General features: G+C 70.5%; 16 protein-coding genes. 13 read left to right on the top strand and 3 right to left on the bottom strand.

The features are described 5' to 3' along the window. The first annotated feature begins 10 nt into the window (after window positions 1-10). The gene (locus tag NFU04_RS06800) at window positions 11-958 is read left to right on the top strand and encodes a Nudix family hydrolase (RefSeq protein WP_251308784.1); all 948 of its coding nucleotides are present in this window, start codon (window positions 11-13) and stop codon (window positions 956-958) included. A 122-nt stretch (window positions 959-1,080) separates the two neighbouring features. On the opposite strand, the gene NFU04_RS06795 is transcribed toward NFU04_RS06800, so the two are convergent. Beyond that, window positions 1,081-1,980: a carbon-nitrogen hydrolase gene (locus NFU04_RS06795; RefSeq protein ID WP_251308757.1), complete on the bottom strand. Its 900-nt coding sequence runs from the start codon at window positions 1,978-1,980 to the stop codon at window positions 1,081-1,083. Between the two features lie 24 nt (window positions 1,981-2,004). After that, on the bottom strand, window positions 2,005-3,039 hold the full coding sequence (locus NFU04_RS06790; protein ID WP_251308756.1) for an agmatine deiminase family protein: 1,035 nt from the start codon (window positions 3,037-3,039) through the stop codon (window positions 2,005-2,007). A 383-nt stretch (window positions 3,040-3,422) separates the two neighbouring features. On the opposite strand from NFU04_RS06790, the gene NFU04_RS06785 reads away from it, so the two are divergent. Both NFU04_RS06785 and NFU04_RS06780 read left to right on the top strand, forming a co-directional pair. Beyond that, window positions 3,423-4,664, top strand: a complete 1,242-nt coding sequence (locus tag NFU04_RS06785) for a lipoprotein-releasing ABC transporter permease subunit (RefSeq protein ID WP_251308755.1) — start codon at window positions 3,423-3,425, stop codon at window positions 4,662-4,664. Between the two features lie 13 nt (window positions 4,665-4,677). Continuing rightward, window positions 4,678-5,388, top strand: a complete 711-nt coding sequence (locus tag NFU04_RS06780) for an ABC transporter ATP-binding protein (RefSeq protein WP_251308754.1) — start codon at window positions 4,678-4,680, stop codon at window positions 5,386-5,388. A gap of 53 nt (window positions 5,389-5,441) precedes the next feature. On the opposite strand, the gene NFU04_RS06775 is transcribed toward NFU04_RS06780, so the two are convergent. Next, window positions 5,442-5,984, bottom strand: coding sequence for a DUF2062 domain-containing protein (locus NFU04_RS06775; RefSeq protein ID WP_251308753.1), 543 nt, complete (start codon window positions 5,982-5,984; stop codon window positions 5,442-5,444). A gap of 95 nt (window positions 5,985-6,079) precedes the next feature. On the opposite strand from NFU04_RS06775, the gene NFU04_RS06770 reads away from it, so the two are divergent. The 10 genes from NFU04_RS06770 (at window position 6,080) to murB (ending at window position 14,831) form a co-directional block, all read left to right on the top strand. Continuing rightward, window positions 6,080-7,597, top strand: coding sequence for a ComEC/Rec2 family competence protein (locus NFU04_RS06770; RefSeq protein WP_251308752.1), 1,518 nt, complete (start codon window positions 6,080-6,082; stop codon window positions 7,595-7,597). Window positions 7,598-7,609: 12 nt separating this feature from the next. After that, complete coding sequence (locus tag NFU04_RS06765; protein ID WP_251308751.1) at window positions 7,610-8,374, top strand: ComEC/Rec2 family competence protein; 765 nt, start codon at window positions 7,610-7,612, stop codon at window positions 8,372-8,374. Window positions 8,375-8,402: 28 nt separating this feature from the next. Beyond that, window positions 8,403-9,059: a MotA/TolQ/ExbB proton channel family protein gene (locus NFU04_RS06760; RefSeq protein WP_186809955.1), complete on the top strand. Its 657-nt coding sequence runs from the start codon at window positions 8,403-8,405 to the stop codon at window positions 9,057-9,059. After that, window positions 9,056-9,469 (top strand): ExbD/TolR family protein, encoded by a 414-nt coding sequence (locus NFU04_RS06755; RefSeq protein ID WP_251308750.1) that lies wholly within the window; start codon window positions 9,056-9,058, stop codon window positions 9,467-9,469. Before NFU04_RS06760 ends, NFU04_RS06755 begins: the two co-directional genes overlap by 4 nt. A gap of 10 nt (window positions 9,470-9,479) precedes the next feature. After that, the gene (gene msbA, locus NFU04_RS06750; RefSeq protein ID WP_251308749.1) at window positions 9,480-11,225 is read left to right on the top strand and encodes a lipid A export permease/ATP-binding protein MsbA; all 1,746 of its coding nucleotides are present in this window, start codon (window positions 9,480-9,482) and stop codon (window positions 11,223-11,225) included. Between the two features lie 82 nt (window positions 11,226-11,307). Beyond that, on the top strand, window positions 11,308-12,330 hold the full coding sequence (gene lpxK / locus NFU04_RS06745; protein ID WP_251308748.1) for a tetraacyldisaccharide 4'-kinase: 1,023 nt from the start codon (window positions 11,308-11,310) through the stop codon (window positions 12,328-12,330). A gap of 2 nt (window positions 12,331-12,332) precedes the next feature. Further along, window positions 12,333-12,536 carry a Trm112 family protein gene (locus NFU04_RS06740; RefSeq protein WP_146802688.1) on the top strand — a complete coding sequence of 68 codons (204 nt, stop codon included), beginning with the start codon at window positions 12,333-12,335 and terminating at the stop codon, window positions 12,534-12,536. Continuing rightward, the gene (gene kdsB, locus NFU04_RS06735; RefSeq protein WP_251308747.1) at window positions 12,533-13,324 is read left to right on the top strand and encodes a 3-deoxy-manno-octulosonate cytidylyltransferase; all 792 of its coding nucleotides are present in this window, start codon (window positions 12,533-12,535) and stop codon (window positions 13,322-13,324) included. Before NFU04_RS06740 ends, kdsB begins: the two co-directional genes overlap by 4 nt. Then, the gene (locus NFU04_RS06730; protein WP_251308783.1) at window positions 13,324-13,800 is read left to right on the top strand and encodes a low molecular weight protein-tyrosine-phosphatase; all 477 of its coding nucleotides are present in this window, start codon (window positions 13,324-13,326) and stop codon (window positions 13,798-13,800) included. Before kdsB ends, NFU04_RS06730 begins: the two co-directional genes overlap by 1 nt. Then, window positions 13,797-14,831: a UDP-N-acetylmuramate dehydrogenase gene (gene murB, locus NFU04_RS06725; RefSeq protein ID WP_251308746.1), complete on the top strand. Its 1,035-nt coding sequence runs from the start codon at window positions 13,797-13,799 to the stop codon at window positions 14,829-14,831. The genes NFU04_RS06730 and murB overlap by 4 nt, the downstream gene beginning before the upstream one ends. Window positions 14,832-14,963 lie beyond the last annotated feature (132 nt).

The raw sequence follows: 14,963 nt of genomic DNA, 5'->3' as shown, positions 1-14,963 counted from the left end.
AATGAACGCAATGGTCAAGAGAAGGGTTCATGTGGCGGCCGCCGCCATCGTCAGCCGCGATAGCCGGCAGGTGCTGATCGCCCGGCGCCCCTCCACCGTGGATCAGGGCGGGCTCTGGGAGTTTCCCGGCGGCAAGCTGGCACCCTACGAGACCGGTTTCGAGGCCCTCAAGCGCGAGCTGCACGAGGAGCTGGGGGTGGAGATTCGCCGCGCCCAGCCGCTGATCCGCGTGCACCACGAGTACCCGGACAAGCATATCCTGCTGGACGTGTGGCAGGTCCATGACTTCGCCGGCGAGCCCTTCGGCCGCGAGGGTCAGGCGGTGCGCTGGGTGCCCATGGAGGAGCTCTACAACTACCCCTTCCCGGCGGCCAACCTGCCGATCCTGCGGGCGGTGATGCTGCCCACCGAGTACCTGATCAGCGACGAGGAGGCCGATGACGAGGTCTTCCTGGAGAAGCTGGCGCGGGCACTCACCGAGGACGGGGTACGCCTGGTGCAGTTGCGCGCCAAGTCGCTGGATCGCGACGCCTACCTGGCCCGGGCCGAGAAGGCCCTGGCCCTGTGTCGCGAGCATGGCGCCCAGCTGCTGCTCAATGGCGAGCCGGAGCTGCTGGAGGCCGTGGATGCCGACGGCATCCACCTGACCAGCGAGCGGCTGATGCAGCTGGAGCGGCGCCCCATCGCCGAGGGCAAGTGGCTCTCCGCCTCCACCCACGACAAGGCGCAGCTGGACCAGGCCGCGCGCATCGGCTGCGACTTCGTGACCCTGTCGCCGCTGCGCACCACGCCGTCCCACCCGGAGGTGGCGCCGCTGGGCTGGCACGACTTCCAGCAACTGGTCGAGACCGCCGGGATGCCGGTCTTCGCCCTGGGCGGCATGACCCGGTTCGATGCCGACCATGCCCGGGCCGTGGGCGCCCAGGGGATCGCCTCGATCCGCGATTTCTGGAAATAACCGAAGAAGCTGGAAGAGCGGCGCGTTGCGCCTGGAAGCTCGAAGCTGGAAGAAAACCGCCCCCATGGCCTGGCCATGGGGGCGGTTTACATTACGCTGCTGTGCAGCCCGCGCGAAGCGCCTTAGTCCCGGTAGCGCCGGGTCAGTTCGCCATAGGCATCGATACGGCGATCGCGAAGGTAGGGCCAGATGCGCCGGGTCTCCTCGCCGCGGGCCATATCGACCTCCACCAGCAGGGTCTGGGCCTCCTCGCCGGCATGGGCCAGCAGCTCGCCCTGGGGGCCGCAGATAAAGCTGCCGCCCCAGAAGTCGATGCCCGGGCCGACCCCGGAGTGGTCCGGCTCGTGGCCGACCCGGTTGGCGACCACCACCGGCAGGCCATTGGCCACCCCATGGGCGCGCTGGATCAGCGTCCAGGCGTCTTTTTGGCGACCCTTCTCGGCGTCCTCGTCCGGCGGATGCCAGCCGATGGCGGTGGGGTAGAGCAGCAGCTCGGCGCCGGCCAGGGCCATCAGTCGCGCCGCCTCCGGATACCACTGATCCCAGCACACCAGCACCCCGAGGCGCCCCAGGGAGGTCTCGATGGGGGCGAAGCCCTGGCCGGGGCCGTCGGCATCGCCGGGGGTGAAGTAGAACTTCTCGTAGAAGGCCGGATCGTCGGGGATATGCATCTTGCGGTAGTGGCCCACCGCCCCCTGGGCGCGGTCATAGACCACCGCGGTGTTGTGGTAGAGGCCGGCGGCGCGGCGCTCGAACAGCGAGCCCACCAGGACGATATCCAGCTCCGCGGCGAGCGCCGCCAGGCGGCTGCCGGTGGGACCGTCCAGGGGTTCGGCCAGGTCGAAGAGGTCGGGATCCTCGTACTGGCAGAAGTAGTGGGTGGCGTGGAGTTCCTGGAGCAGCACCAACTGGGCGCCCTGGGCGGCCAGCTCGCGCACCCGGGCCTCGCTCTCGGCCAGGCTCTTCGCCTTGTCGGGCCAGGCGGCCTGTTGTACCAGGCCCACCTTCAGGGTCTTGGTCATCGTCTCTCTCCGTCGTTCGGGCCCTCAGGCCAGGCTGCCCCGGGGCAGCTGCATGGTCAGGCAGTGCAGGCTGCCATGTTGGCGAATCACCACCGAACAGTCGATGGGCAGGATGTCGCGGTCGGGGAAGGCCTCGGCCAGGGCCGCCAGGGCCCGGCTGTCCGCCGCGTCGCCATAGGTGGGTACCAGGACGGCGCCGTTGATGATCAGGAAATTGGCATAGGTGGCCGGCAGGCGGTGGCCGTCCTCCGGGTCGAAGCAGGGCGCCGGCCAGGGCAGCGGAATCAGCCGGTAGGCCTGGCCGTCGGCGCGCCTCAGGGCCTTCAGTTCCGCCTCCATGGCCGAGAGCGCCGCATGGTGGGGGTCGCTCGGGTCGTCGCAGCGCACATAGGCGATGGTCCCGGGGTCGCAGAAGCGCGCCAGGGTATCGATATGGCTGTCGGTGTCGTCCCCCTCCAGGTGGCCATGGCGCAGCCACAGCACCCGCGTGACGCCGAAGTCCTCGGCCAGGTGCGCCTCGATGGCGGCGCGATCCAGGCCGGCGTTGCGGTTGGGGTTGAGCAGGCAGGCCTCGGTGGTCAGCAGGGTGCCCTCGCCGTCGCTCTCGATGCCGCCGCCCTCGAGGATCAGCGCCCGGGAGGTCAGGGGCGCGGCGAAGACGCCCGCCTCGGCCAGGCGCCGGCTCAGGGTGTTGTCGAGGCCGGCCTCGAACTTGCCGCCCCAGCCGGTGAAGACGTAGTCGAGCAGCTCCACCCGGCCGTCGCGTTCGATGCCGAGGGGGCCATGGTCCCGGGCCCAGGTGTCGTCGGCGACGGCGACGACCAGGGTCAGCCGCTCGGCGGCCACGCCGCGGTGGGCGAAGCGCTCGGCCAGGCGCGCCCGGTCGGCCTCGCTGGGCACGGCGATCAGCACCCGCTGGTAGCGGGCGATGGCCACCACCATGGCCTCCAGGGTGGCCTCGATCAGGCTCAACTGGGGGGCCCAGTCGCTGGTCGGGCTCGGCCAGGTGAGCTGGATGGCGTCCTGGGGATGCCACTCGGGGAACAAGCGCTTGGCCATGGGGTCTTCTCTTCCTGTGTCGCCGGGGCGGGAAAGGGCGCAATTTAGGGTGGCGTCGTCCGCGATGCAAGCCCAGAATGGCCGCCCTGCGGGGATTACCGTTGCCTGAGGGCGTTGGGGGCAGGTCGGAGCAAAGCGTCTTTTTCAGGGGTGAGGAGGATTCCTCCGAACGGGTAGGTCATGGATGGCCTACCCCGGCCCTGCAAGCGGAGCAGGATGCGAGAGCGCCGCAGGAAAAAGTCGAGCGCCCAGGGATGGGTTCACAGCGCCTTTGCGAAGTGCCTGCCCCCAAGTTAGCCCCGGCAGGCCTTTCTATGGCTCTGCCGTGCAGGCCGTAACGAAAAACCGTACCATGGGCGCCCGCCGACAAGGAATCGATTGCGATGCTCGACCGTCTGCCTTTCCTGCTGGGATTGCGTTATGTCCGCGCCAAACGGCGCAACCACTTTATCTCCTTTATCTCCCTGACCTCGATGCTGGGCCTCACCCTGGGGGTGGCGGTGCTGATCCTGGTGCTGTCGGTGATGAACGGCTTCGACCAGGAGCTGCGCACCCGCATCCTGGGCATGGTGCCCCATACCAAGATCGAGGCCCGCGGCGGCCTGGTGGAGTGGCAGGCCCTGGCCGAGCGGCTCGCCCAGCGCGAGCGGGTGATCGGCGCCGCCCCCTATGTGGAACAGCAGGGCATGTTCTCGGTGGGCGGACGCAACCAGGGCGCCATGGTCAACGGTGTCCATCCCGAGTGGGAGGGCCGCGTCTCCATTATCGACGAGCATATGCGCGAGGGCAGCCTGGATGAGCTCCAGCCCGGCGAGTGGAATATCGTGCTTGGCTCGCTCTTGGCGCGCCAGCTGGGCGTCGGGGTGGGCGACCGGGTGACCCTGCTGGTGCCCGAGGCCTCGATCACCCCGGCGGGGGTCTTCCCGCGGCTCAAGCGTTTCACGGTGAGCGGTATCTTCAGCGTCGGGGCCGACCTGGACGCCAGCCTGGCCTACGCCAATATCGAGGACATGCAGACCCTGGCGCGCCTGGGCGAGGCCGTGGAGGGGCTGCGCCTGGAGCTCGACGACCTCTTCGTGGCCGGCGACGAGACCCGGGCCATCATCGATGAGCTGGGCGGCGGCTATCGTGGCCTCGACTGGACCTACTCCCACGGCAACCTCTTCCAGGCGATCCAGATGGAGAAGCGCATGATCGGCCTGTTGCTGACGGTGATCATCGCCGTGGCCGCCTTCAATATCGTCTCGACCCTGGTGATGGTGGTCACCGACAAGCACGCCGATATCGCCATCCTGCGCACCATCGGCGCCACGCCGGCCTCCATCATGGGCATCTTTATCGTCCAGGGGCTGGCCATCGGCCTGATCGGCATCCTGATCGGGGTGGTGGCCGGGGTGCTGCTGGCCCTGGGCATCGCCGATATCATCGGCTGGTTCGAGGCGCTGTTCGGTATCCAGTTCCTCGACGCCGGGGTCTATTTCATCAGCTATCTGCCGTCGCGGCTGATCTGGAGCGATGTGATCAATATCGTCGCCGCGGCCCTGGTGCTGACCTTCCTGTCGACCCTCTATCCCGCCTGGAAGGCCTCCCGTGTCCAGCCCGCGGAGGTGCTGCGCTATGAATAGCCAAGGAACCACTATGCAAGACGTCGTCCAGGGAGCGCGCGGCGAGGCGCCGGTGATGCTGAGCTGCGAGGGCCTGACCAAGACCTATCGGGAGGGGCCCCAGGACCTGACCGTGCTGCACGAGCTGGACCTCGGCGTGCGCGCCGGCGAGCGGGTCGCGGTGGTGGGCAGTTCCGGCTCCGGCAAGACCACCCTGCTCAACCTGCTGGGGGGCCTCGACCGTCCCAGCGGCGGCAGCGTCAAGGTGGCGGGGCAGTGCCTGGCGGAGCTCGGCGAGGCGGCCCTGGGGCGCTTTCGCAATCGCCATATCGGCTTCGTCTACCAGTTTCACCATCTGCTGGCGGAGCTGACCGCCCTGGAGAACGCCGCCCTGCCGCTGATCATCCGCGGTCAGAAGCGCCATGAGGCGGTGGCGAGGGCGGCAGAGATCCTCGAGCGGGTGGGCATGGCGGCGCGGGGGGATCACAAGCCCGGCGAGCTCTCCGGCGGCGAGCGTCAGCGGGTGGCCATCGCCCGGGCGCTGATCACCGACCCCAGCCTGGTACTGATGGACGAGCCCACCGGCAACCTGGACCAGCACACCGCCGCCAGCATCCTGGCATTGATGGACGAACTGGCCTCGAGCGCCGCCTGCGCCTTCGTGGTGGTGACCCATGACCCGGCCCTGGCCGCCCATCAGGATCGGGTGCTGCGCCTCAACGAGGGGCGGCTGCAGCCGGAGTAGTCGGCCGGTTCGCGATCTGCATGGATGACGGCGCCTGCGGGCGCCGTCGTCGTTCAGGCGCTGGGCTTGTCGCCGCGGCGCCGGCGTCGGCGATGGCGGCGCCGCTTCCAGCTGCGCACCACGTGCCAGCGCCACAGCAGCCTGACGCCCAGGTTGGCGGCCAGGCCCACCACCACCGCCGCCACCAGGGAGCCCAGGGCCAGGGTCGGCAGGATCTCCAGCAGCTGTTCCGCCACCCAGCGGGTGGAGAGTTGGTCCGGGGCCTCCCGGGCCGGGGTGTCGAGCAGCCAGGCACCGAGGCGATAGTTGCCATAGAAGATCAGCGGCATGGTCAGGGGGTTGGTGATCCACACCAGGCCCACCGACAGCGGCAGGTTGCAGCGCAGCAGCCAGGCGCCGAAGGCGGCCACCACCATCTGGAAGGGGATCGGCAGCAGGGCGCTGAACAGGCCGACCATAAAGGCATTGGCCACGCCACGCCGCGACAGCACCCACAGGGAGGGGCTGCCGATCCAATGACTCATGAAGCGCAACGAGCGGTTGCGCTTGAGCGTCTCCGGATGGGGCATGTAGCGCTGTAGCAGGCGGCGCGGCATCGAAGTCTCGCAGTGGGCTGACGGCGATCCGGCTATTATCCATACAAGCATCATGGGCCGCCATCGCCATACCGGGGGGCGGCGGGAGCAAGGGAATGCGTATCGGATGGGCCTGGCCCCTGGCGCTGGCCACCATCGCCGGCACCCTGCTGGGGTACCTGGCGCCGCCGGGGCTGATCGAGGGCGGGGTGTTGCTGGCGCTGGGGCTGCGCCGCCATCGCGGGGCGCTGCTTCTGCTGCTGGTGGTCGCCGTGACCGCCGGCCAACTGCTCTGGCGCCAGCAGGCCGAGCTGGCCGAGGGGTTGTCTCGCCAGACCCTGATCGTCGAGGGGCGCCTGACCGAGGTGCGTCACCAGGGGGCACTGGCGCGCCTGCGCCTGAGGGTGGCGGCCTGCGTTCCCCTGGAGGCCGGTCGACTGCCCTGCGATACCCTGCGCCAGCTACGCCTGAGCCATTATGCTCCTCCCGACGAGATGGCGGCGGGGGAGTCCTGGCGCCTGGCGGTGCGGTTACGGCCGCCCGCAGGGCTCAGCAACCCCACCGGCTTCGATTATCGCGCCTGGCTATGGCGGGAGGGGATCGATGCCACCGGCTATGTGCGCGCCGAGCCGGTACCCGAGCGCCTGGCGCCGGCCGCGGCCTCGCCGCGGGACCTGGCCCTGGCCCATCTCGCGTCGCGGGAGCTGCCCGATGGCGCCCGGCGCTGGCTGGCGGCCCTGACCCTGGGCGCCAGCGAGTCACTGACCCCGGCGGACTGGGAGCGCCTCAATGCCACCGGGACCACCCACCTGGTGGTCATCTCGGGGCTGCATGTGGGGCTGGTGGCCGGCTTTGCGCTGCTACTGGGGCGAGGCGTCGCGCGCCTGGTGACGCCCCGGGCCTGGCGGCTGGCGCTCTGGCCCTGGTGGTTGGCGGCGTTGGCCGCCGGCGCCTATGCCAGCCTGGCGGGGTTGGCGCCGCCGGCGCTGCGCGCCCTGGTGATGGCCCTGATCGGCCTCTGGGTGGCCAGCGGGCGTCATGCCCCGGGGCCCTGGCAGGGGTGGTGGCTGGCGCTGGCCGTGGTGCTGCTGCTCGATCCCCTGTCGCTGTGGCGTCCCGGCCTGTGGCTCTCCTTCCTGGCGGTGGCGCTGTTGATCCTGATCTGGCAGGGGCGGCCGCGTCCCCGGGGCGTGCGCGGCTGGCTATGGGCCCTGGTGCGTACCCAGTGGCTGCTGGCGCCGTGGATGGCCGCGGCGGTATTGCTGGCCTTCGACCGGCTGGCCACGGCGGCGCCCCTGGTCAACCTGCTCGCGGTGCCCCTGGTCAGCCTGGCGCTGGTGCCCCTGGGACTGCTGGGCTGGTTGCTGGCCTGGGCGCCGCCGCTGTCGGGGGCCTGCTGGTGGCTGTTCGCCGAGCTGGTGGTCGCCCTCGAGGCGCTGCTGGAGGCGAGCCTGCGCTGGTTGCCGCCCTGGTACCCCGAGTCCTGGGAGCGCCTCCCGCTGGCCCTCGGGCTGGGGCTGCTGGCCCTGACCTGGGCGCTTCCCGGCCTGGCCAGGGGCTGGCGGGCCCTGGTCAGCGCCTGGCTGATGACGCTGCCGCTGTGGCTGACGCCGCCCGCGCCGGCGCCCGGCTAGGCGACGCTGCGGGTGTGGGACGTGGGCCAGGGCCAGTCGGTGGAGATCGCCACCGCCAATCATCGCCTCCTCTATGATGCCGGCCCCCGCTTCACCAGCGGCTATACGCCCCTGGCCGGGTTCTGGTCGCCGGGGCGGCGCTTCGATCGGGTGATCATCAGCCATGCCGACCTGGACCATGTCGGCGGGGTGCCGGCGCTGGCCGAGCATCGGGTGGATCATTGGCTGGCCCCAGAAGGAGAGGCGATCGGCGTGCCCTTCGCGCCCTGTCGGGCGGGCCAGGCCTGGCGCTGGGACGGCGTCGACTTTCGCCTGCTCTGGCCGCCGCCCGGGCCTCGGCCGGCGTACCAGGGCAACGATAGCTCCTGCGTGCTGCTGGTCAGCGCGGGCCAACGGCGGGTGTTGATCACCGGCGACGTGGGCCGCGAGGTGGAGCGGCGTATCCTGCGCCGAGTGCCGACGCCCCTGGACGTGCTGGTGGCGGGCCACCACGGCAGCCGTGGCAGCTCCGGGCCGCAGTTCGTGGAGCGGCTGCGACCGCGTCAAGTGATCTACAGCGCCGGGCGCGACAACCCCTTCGGGCATCCCGACGACGAGGTGGTGCGACGCTTCGCCCGTCAGGGCAGCTGTCAGTGGAGTACCGCCCTGGATGGTGCCCTGACCCTGCGCCTGGGGGCGGAGACGCGGATCGTGCCCCGGCGTCGGATCCCCTGGGCCGGTGTCGGTGGGCGTTGCCATGGGGTAGAATCGCCGCCATGGATCGGCCTCGGCCGGTGATGCTTGGCACGGACGGGAGATGCCCTCGATGGAACTGCTCGATGCCCTGATCGCGGGGGGCTGGTTGATGATTCCGCTGCTCGGCTGTTCCCTGGTGGCCATGGTGATCATCATCGAACGCCTCTGGACCCTGCGCGCCGGGCGCATCGCGCCCCTGGGCCTGGGGCAGGAGGTCTGTACCCTGATCGATCAGGGCCAGGTCAATCTCTACTGGCTGGAAGGGCACTCGCCCCTGGGCGGCATCCTGGCGGCGGGGCTGCGCAATGCGCGCCTGGGCCACGAGCAGGTCCGCGCCCGCCTCCAGGAGGCGGCCACCGCGGTGATCCACGACATGGAGCGCTTCCTCAGTCCCCTGGGCACCATCGCCGCCATCACGCCGCTGATCGGCCTGCTGGGCACCGTGGTGGGGATGATCGAGGTCTTCTCGGTGATCGTCACCGCCGACGGGGTGGAGCGCACCGCCGACCTGGCCGGGGGCATCTCCCGGGCCCTGGTGACCACCGCCGCCGGCCTGACGGTGGCGATCCCGGCACTGATGTTCCATCGCTACTTCCAGCGCCGGGTGGAGGACATCACGGTGCGCATGGAGGAGCAGGCGGGGCTGCTGGTGGAGTACCTGGCCCATCACCAGGGCGAGGTCCGCCTCGATGATCGTCGCGGTGGGGCGGCGGAGGCCCGGGCATGAGGTTTCCCCGGCGGCGGCGCGATGCGGTGGAGGTCAACCTGACCCCGCTGATCGACGTGGTCTTCCTGCTGTTGATCTTCTTTATGGTCTCCACCACCTTCGAGACCCGCCAGGCCCTGGAGCTGATCCTGCCCCAGAGCCGCGAGGCCGCGCCCCTGGAGGCATCGCCGGTGACCCTGGTGATCACCGCCGAGGGCGAGTATCGCCTGGCCGGGGAGGCCCTGGCGGCCACGGGCCTGAAGGCCGCCCTGGGGGAGCGGGCCGAGGCGGCCCGGGAGCACGGGCTGATTCTCGAGGCCGATGGCCGCGCCGCCCACGCCGCCGTGGTCACCGCCCTGGACCTGGCCGGGAGCCTGGGCATTCAACGCATTCGTATCGCCACCCGCGAGGGTGACGCCACCACGCCGTAACGGAGTCACCGTGACACAGCAATCGGGCTGGAATCTCTACAAGCGTCTGCTGGGCTATGTCAGGCCCCACTGGAAGTCCTTCCTCCTGGCGGTGCTGGGCTATGTGATCTACGCCGCCTCCAGTACCGCCCTGGCGGAGATGATGAAGCAGTTGATCGACGGCATTCAGACTCCCGATGCCGCCTTTCGCCTCTTCCTGCCGCTGTTCGTGGTGGGCATGTTCGCCGCCCGCGGGGTAGGGACCTTCCTCGGCACCTACTTCATGAGCCAGGTGGCCCGCAACGTGGTCCACGCGCTGCGCTGCAATGTGTTCGATCATATGCTGCGCCTGCCCGGGCGCTTCTTCGATGCCCACTCCAGCGGCCACCTGATCTCCCGGGTCACCTACCATGTGGAGCAGGTCACCGGGGCGGCCAGCAATGCCATCACCATCCTGCTGCGGGAGGGCCTCTTCGTCCTCGGCCTGCTCGGGTACCTGCTGTGGACCAACTGGCTGCTGACCCTGGTGTTCCTCGGCGTGACGCCGCTGATCGCCGGGGTGGTGAGCTATGCCAGCAAGCGCTTCCGGCGCCTCTCCGGGCGCATCCAGCACTCCATGGGCGACGTCACCCATGTGGCCTCCGAGGCCCTCGCCGGCTACCGGGTGGTGCGCACCCATGGTGCCGAGGAGTACGAGCGGCGCCGCTTCGCCGCCGCCAGCGACGATAACCGCCAGCAGAGCATGAAGGAGGCGCTGACCAAGGCGGTCAGCACCCCGGTGATCCAGCTGCTGGTGGCCCTGGCCCTGGCCGGCCTGGTGTGGCTGGCCATGGCGCCGGCGCTGATGGAGGAGATGAGCGCCGGCGAGTTCGTGGCCTTTATCACCGCCGCCTCGCTGATGGCCAAGCCGGTGCGCCAGCTCACCGAGATCAACAGCGAGATCCAGAAGGGCATCGCCGCCTCCGCCGAGCTCTTCGGCCTGCTCGAGGAGGCCCCGGAGCCCGACGAGGGGAGCCATGAGGTGCCCCGATTGCAGGGGCGCCTGAGCTTCGAGGGGGTACGCTTCGCCTATGGCGAGGACCAGCCCGAGGTGCTCAAGGGCATCGACCTCGAGGTCGAGCCCGGCGAGATGATCGCCGTCGTCGGCCGCTCCGGCAGCGGCAAGACCACCCTGGTCAACCTGTTGCCGCGCTTCTACGCGCCGACCGCCGGACGCATCCGGCTCGACGGCACGCCCCTGGACGACTACCGGCTGCAGCCGCTGCGCCGCCAGATCGCCCTGGTCTCGCAGCAGGTGACCCTGTTCAACGCCAGCATCACCGAGAACATCGCCTATGGCGACGAGCGCCCGGACCCGGCGGCGGTGGAGGCGGCGGCCCGCGCCGCCTATGCCCATGAATTTATCGAGCGCCTGCCCGAGGGCTATGCCACCGTGGTGGGCGACAACGGCGTGATGCTCTCCGGCGGCCAGCGCCAACGCCTGGCCATCGCCCGGGCCATCTACAAGGATGCCCCCATCCTGATCCTCGACGAGGCCACCTCGGCCCTGGACAGCGAGTCGGAGCGCTATATCCAGCGTGCCCTGGAGACCCTCTGCCAGGGGCGCACCACCTTCGTGATCGCCCACCGGCTCTCGACCATCGAGCGCGCCGACCGCATCCTGGTGATGGAGCAGGGCGAGATCATCGAGGCGGGACGCCACGCCGAGCTGCTGGCCCGGGACGGCGCCTACGCGGCCCTGCACCGCCTGCAATTCCAGGAGGTCCCGCCGGCATGAGTCTCGAGCTCGGTGATCCTTGGCAAGCGGCGCCGCGACGCGGCCACCTGACCTGGCCTGCCATGCCAGGAGGTCGCCCGGCATGAGTGGTGGTCTTGGCGAGCGCTGGCTGGCGGCGGCCTATCGCGGCGCGCCCTGGCTGGTGCCGCTGCGTCCCCTGGAGGCGCTCTACCGCTGGGCGGTAAGGCGCCGGGGGGCGGCCTACGCCGAGGGCCGGAAGCCGGTCTGGCGGGCCCCGGTGCCGGTGATCGTGGTGGGTAACCTGACCCTCGGCGGCACCGGCAAGTCGCCCCTGGTGGCCTGGCTGGCGGCGCACCTCAAGGCCCGGGGTTATGCGCCGGGCATCCTCTCCCGGGGCTATGGCGGGCGCAGCGACGCCTACCCGCTGTGGGTCAGCGCCGAGACCTCGGTGACGGCCTGCGGCGACGAGCCGGCGATGCTGGCGGCCCAGACCGGGGTGCCCCTGGTGGTGGATCCGGATCGCCCCCGGGGCGCCCGACGGCTGCTGGAGGCGGGCTGCGATATCCTGATCAGCGACGATGGCCTCCAGCATCTAGCCCTGGGGCGCGACCTGGAGCTGGTGGTGGTGGATGGCGCCCGGGGCTTCGGCAATGGTCGCTGCCTGCCCGCCGGGCCCCTGCGCGAGCCCCTGACGCGGTTGGCCAGCGTGGAGGCGGTGATCATCAACGGCGAGCCGGCCTTCGCGCCCCCGGAGGGGGCCCATCGGATGGCCCTCGAGCCCAGCGCCTGGCGCCGGGTCGCCGACGGCGAGGCCCGGCCGCTTGGTTCGCCGCCCTTCACCGGGCCGGTGCATGGGGTGGCGGGAATCGGCAACCCGGGGCGCTTCTTCGCCACCCTGGCGCGCCTGGGCCTGGCGGTGACGCCGCATCCCTTCGCCGATCATCACCGCTTCGTGGCCGCCGACCTCGATTTCGGCGACGATCGCCCGGTGGTGATGACCGCCAAGGATGCGGTCAAGTGCCGCGACTTCGCCTCCCCGGCCTACTGGGCCCTGGAGGTGGAAGCGCGGCCCGAGACGACTTTCATTGAGTGGCTCGACGGGCGGCTCGATACCCTGAACCCAGTCCCGACACGGGAGAGATAACGATGGACAAGGAATTGCTGGCCATGCTGGTCTGCCCGCTCTGCCAGGGCAAGCTCAAGTACGACCGGGAGGCCGCCGAGCTCAGGTGCCACTACGATGGCCTGGCCTTCCCGATTCGCGACGGCATTCCGGTGATGCTGGAGGAGGAAGCCCGGGTCATGGACGTGGACGAGAAGCTCGGCAAGGGGCCGGGGGCGACGCCATGAGTCGGGGGGTGATCGCGGTAATTCCGGCGCGCTACGCCTCTTCGCGGCTGCCCGGCAAGCCGCTGTTGGAGATCGCCGGCGAGCCCATGGTGGTACGGGTCTGGCGCCAGGCCCGGGCCAGCGGCGCCGACCGGGTGGTGGTGGCCACCGACGACGCGCGCATTCGTGACGCGGTCGAGGCGGCCGGCGGCGAGGCGCTGATGACCCGCGCCGATCATCCCTCCGGCACCGATCGCCTGGCCGAGGTGGCCGATGCGTTGGGCCTGGACGACGAGGCGATCCTGGTCAACGTCCAGGGCGACGAACCGCTGTTGCCGCCGGCGTTGATTGATCAGGTGGCCCAGCGCCTGGCGGATGATGATACGGCGGCCATGGCCACCCTGGCGGAGCCGATCCAGGACGTGGAGACCCTCTTCAACCCCAATGTGGTCAAGGTGGTGCGGGACCTGAGCGGCGCCGCCCTCTATTTTTCCCGGGCGCCCCTGCCCTGGGATAGGGAGGCCTGGAATCGCGAGGCCTTCGCCGCCCGCCCGGAGCGGCTGAGCAGCGACGCCTGGCTGCGCCATATCGGCCTCTATGCCTACCGTGCCCGCTTCCTGCGGGACTACCGCGACTGGCGGCCCACCCCCCTGGAGCAACTGGAACAGCTGGAACAGCTGCGTGCCCTCCAGCATGGCCGGCGTATCCTGGTGGCCCTGAGTCGGGAGCCCCATCCCGCCGGCGTCGATACCGCCGAGGACCTGGCGCGGGTACGGGCCCTGGTGGCAGGGCAGGGGGGCCAGGCGTGATGCGGGTGCTCTTCGTCTGCCTGGGCAATATCTGCCGCTCGCCCACCGCCGAGGGGGTCTTCCGCCAGCGGCTGAGTGCCGCGGGGCTCGCCGAACGGGTCGACGTGGACTCCTGCGGCACCGCCGGCTGGCATATCGGCAAGGCGCCGGATCCGCGCACCCGCGCCGCCGCGGCGACCCGCGGCTACGACCTCGCGGCGCTGCGCGCCCGTCAGCTGCATGACGATGACTTCCACGCCTTCGACTACCTGCTGGCCATGGATCACGCCAACCTGGCGGAGCTGGAGGCGCGCCGCCCCGCCGACTGTCGAGCGCATCTCGGCCTCTTCCTCGACTTCGCCGGGAGCCCCGGCCAGGCGGTACCCGATCCCTACTATGGCGGCGCCGAGGGCTTCGATCGTGTCCTCGACCTGGTGGAAGCCGCCGCCGATGGCCTGGTGGCGGAGCTCGAACGTCGCCTGGAGGCGCGTCCGTGAGCGAGGCCTTATATCCCGAGTTGCGCCATGAGCATCCCCTGGACGGCCTGAATACCCTGGGGCTGAGCGCCCGGGCGGCGCATTTCATGCGCCTGGCCCATGAGGCCGAGCTGGCGCCGGCCCTGGCCCTGGCGGCGCAGCGGGGCTGGCCGGTGAGCCTGCTGGGCGGTGGCAGCAACCTGATCCTCGCCCCGCACCTGGACGGCCTGGTGTTGCAGCCCGGCTTCAGTGATTGCGAGCTGACCCCGGGAGCCGACGGCAGCGTCGGGGTGCGGGTGGCGGCGGGGCATGACTGGCACGCCCTGGTGATGGCCATGGCCGCTCGCGGTCTCTGGGGCCTGGAGAACCTGGCGCTGATCCCGGGCCAGTGTGGCGCCGCTCCCATCCAGAATATCGGTGCCTACGGGGTCGAGCTGGCCGAGGTACTGGAGGCGGTGGAACTGCGTCACCTGGACGATGGCCGCGCCGAGACCCTGGGCGTCGAAGCGTGCGCCTTCGGCTATCGCGATAGCCTCTTCAAGGGCGAACTGGCCGGCCGGGTGATGATCACCCACCTGCGCCTGCGGCTCTCGACGCGTCCCCGGCCCCGGCTCGACTACGGCGACCTGGGGCGGCGGGTCGGCAAGGCGCCCAGCCCCGCGGATGTGGCCGAGGCGGTCTGTGCCATTCGCCGCGAGAAGCTGCCCGACCCCGGCGAGCTGGCCAATGCCGGGAGTTTCTTCAAGAACCCGCTGGTGGCCGCGACCCAGGCCGAGGCCTTGCTCGACGACCATCCGACGATGCCGCACTTCCCCCAGCCCGATGGGCGGGTCAAGCTGGCCGCCGGCTGGCTGATCGACCAGTGCGGCCTCAAGGGCTGGCGAGAGGGCCCCTTCGGCGTCCATGAGCGCCAGGCCCTGGTGCTGGTGCATCATGGCGGTGGCGATGCCCGGGGCCTGCTGGCCTTCGCCGAACGAGTCGCCGAGCGGGTGCGGAGTCGCTTCGGAGTGGCGCTGGAGCGGGAGCCACGGCTGATGGGTCGCTTCGACTAGAAAGTCTGCCCCCGTATTCCCGGCCCCTAACGACAAAGGCCCGTGGCGATTTGCCACGGGCCTTTGTCGTTAGGCCTTGGTCAGGCCTTGGGTAAGACGCCAAGAGGCCCCGCCCGAGGCGGGGCCTGTGCC

Source organism: Halomonas sp. NCCP-2165 (assembly GCF_023708045.1).
In the GTDB taxonomy this organism is placed as follows: domain Bacteria; phylum Pseudomonadota; class Gammaproteobacteria; order Pseudomonadales; family Halomonadaceae; genus Bisbaumannia; species Bisbaumannia pacifica.
Note: the sequence above shows the minus strand (reverse complement) of the source record. Positions and strands in the feature narration are given on the sequence as shown.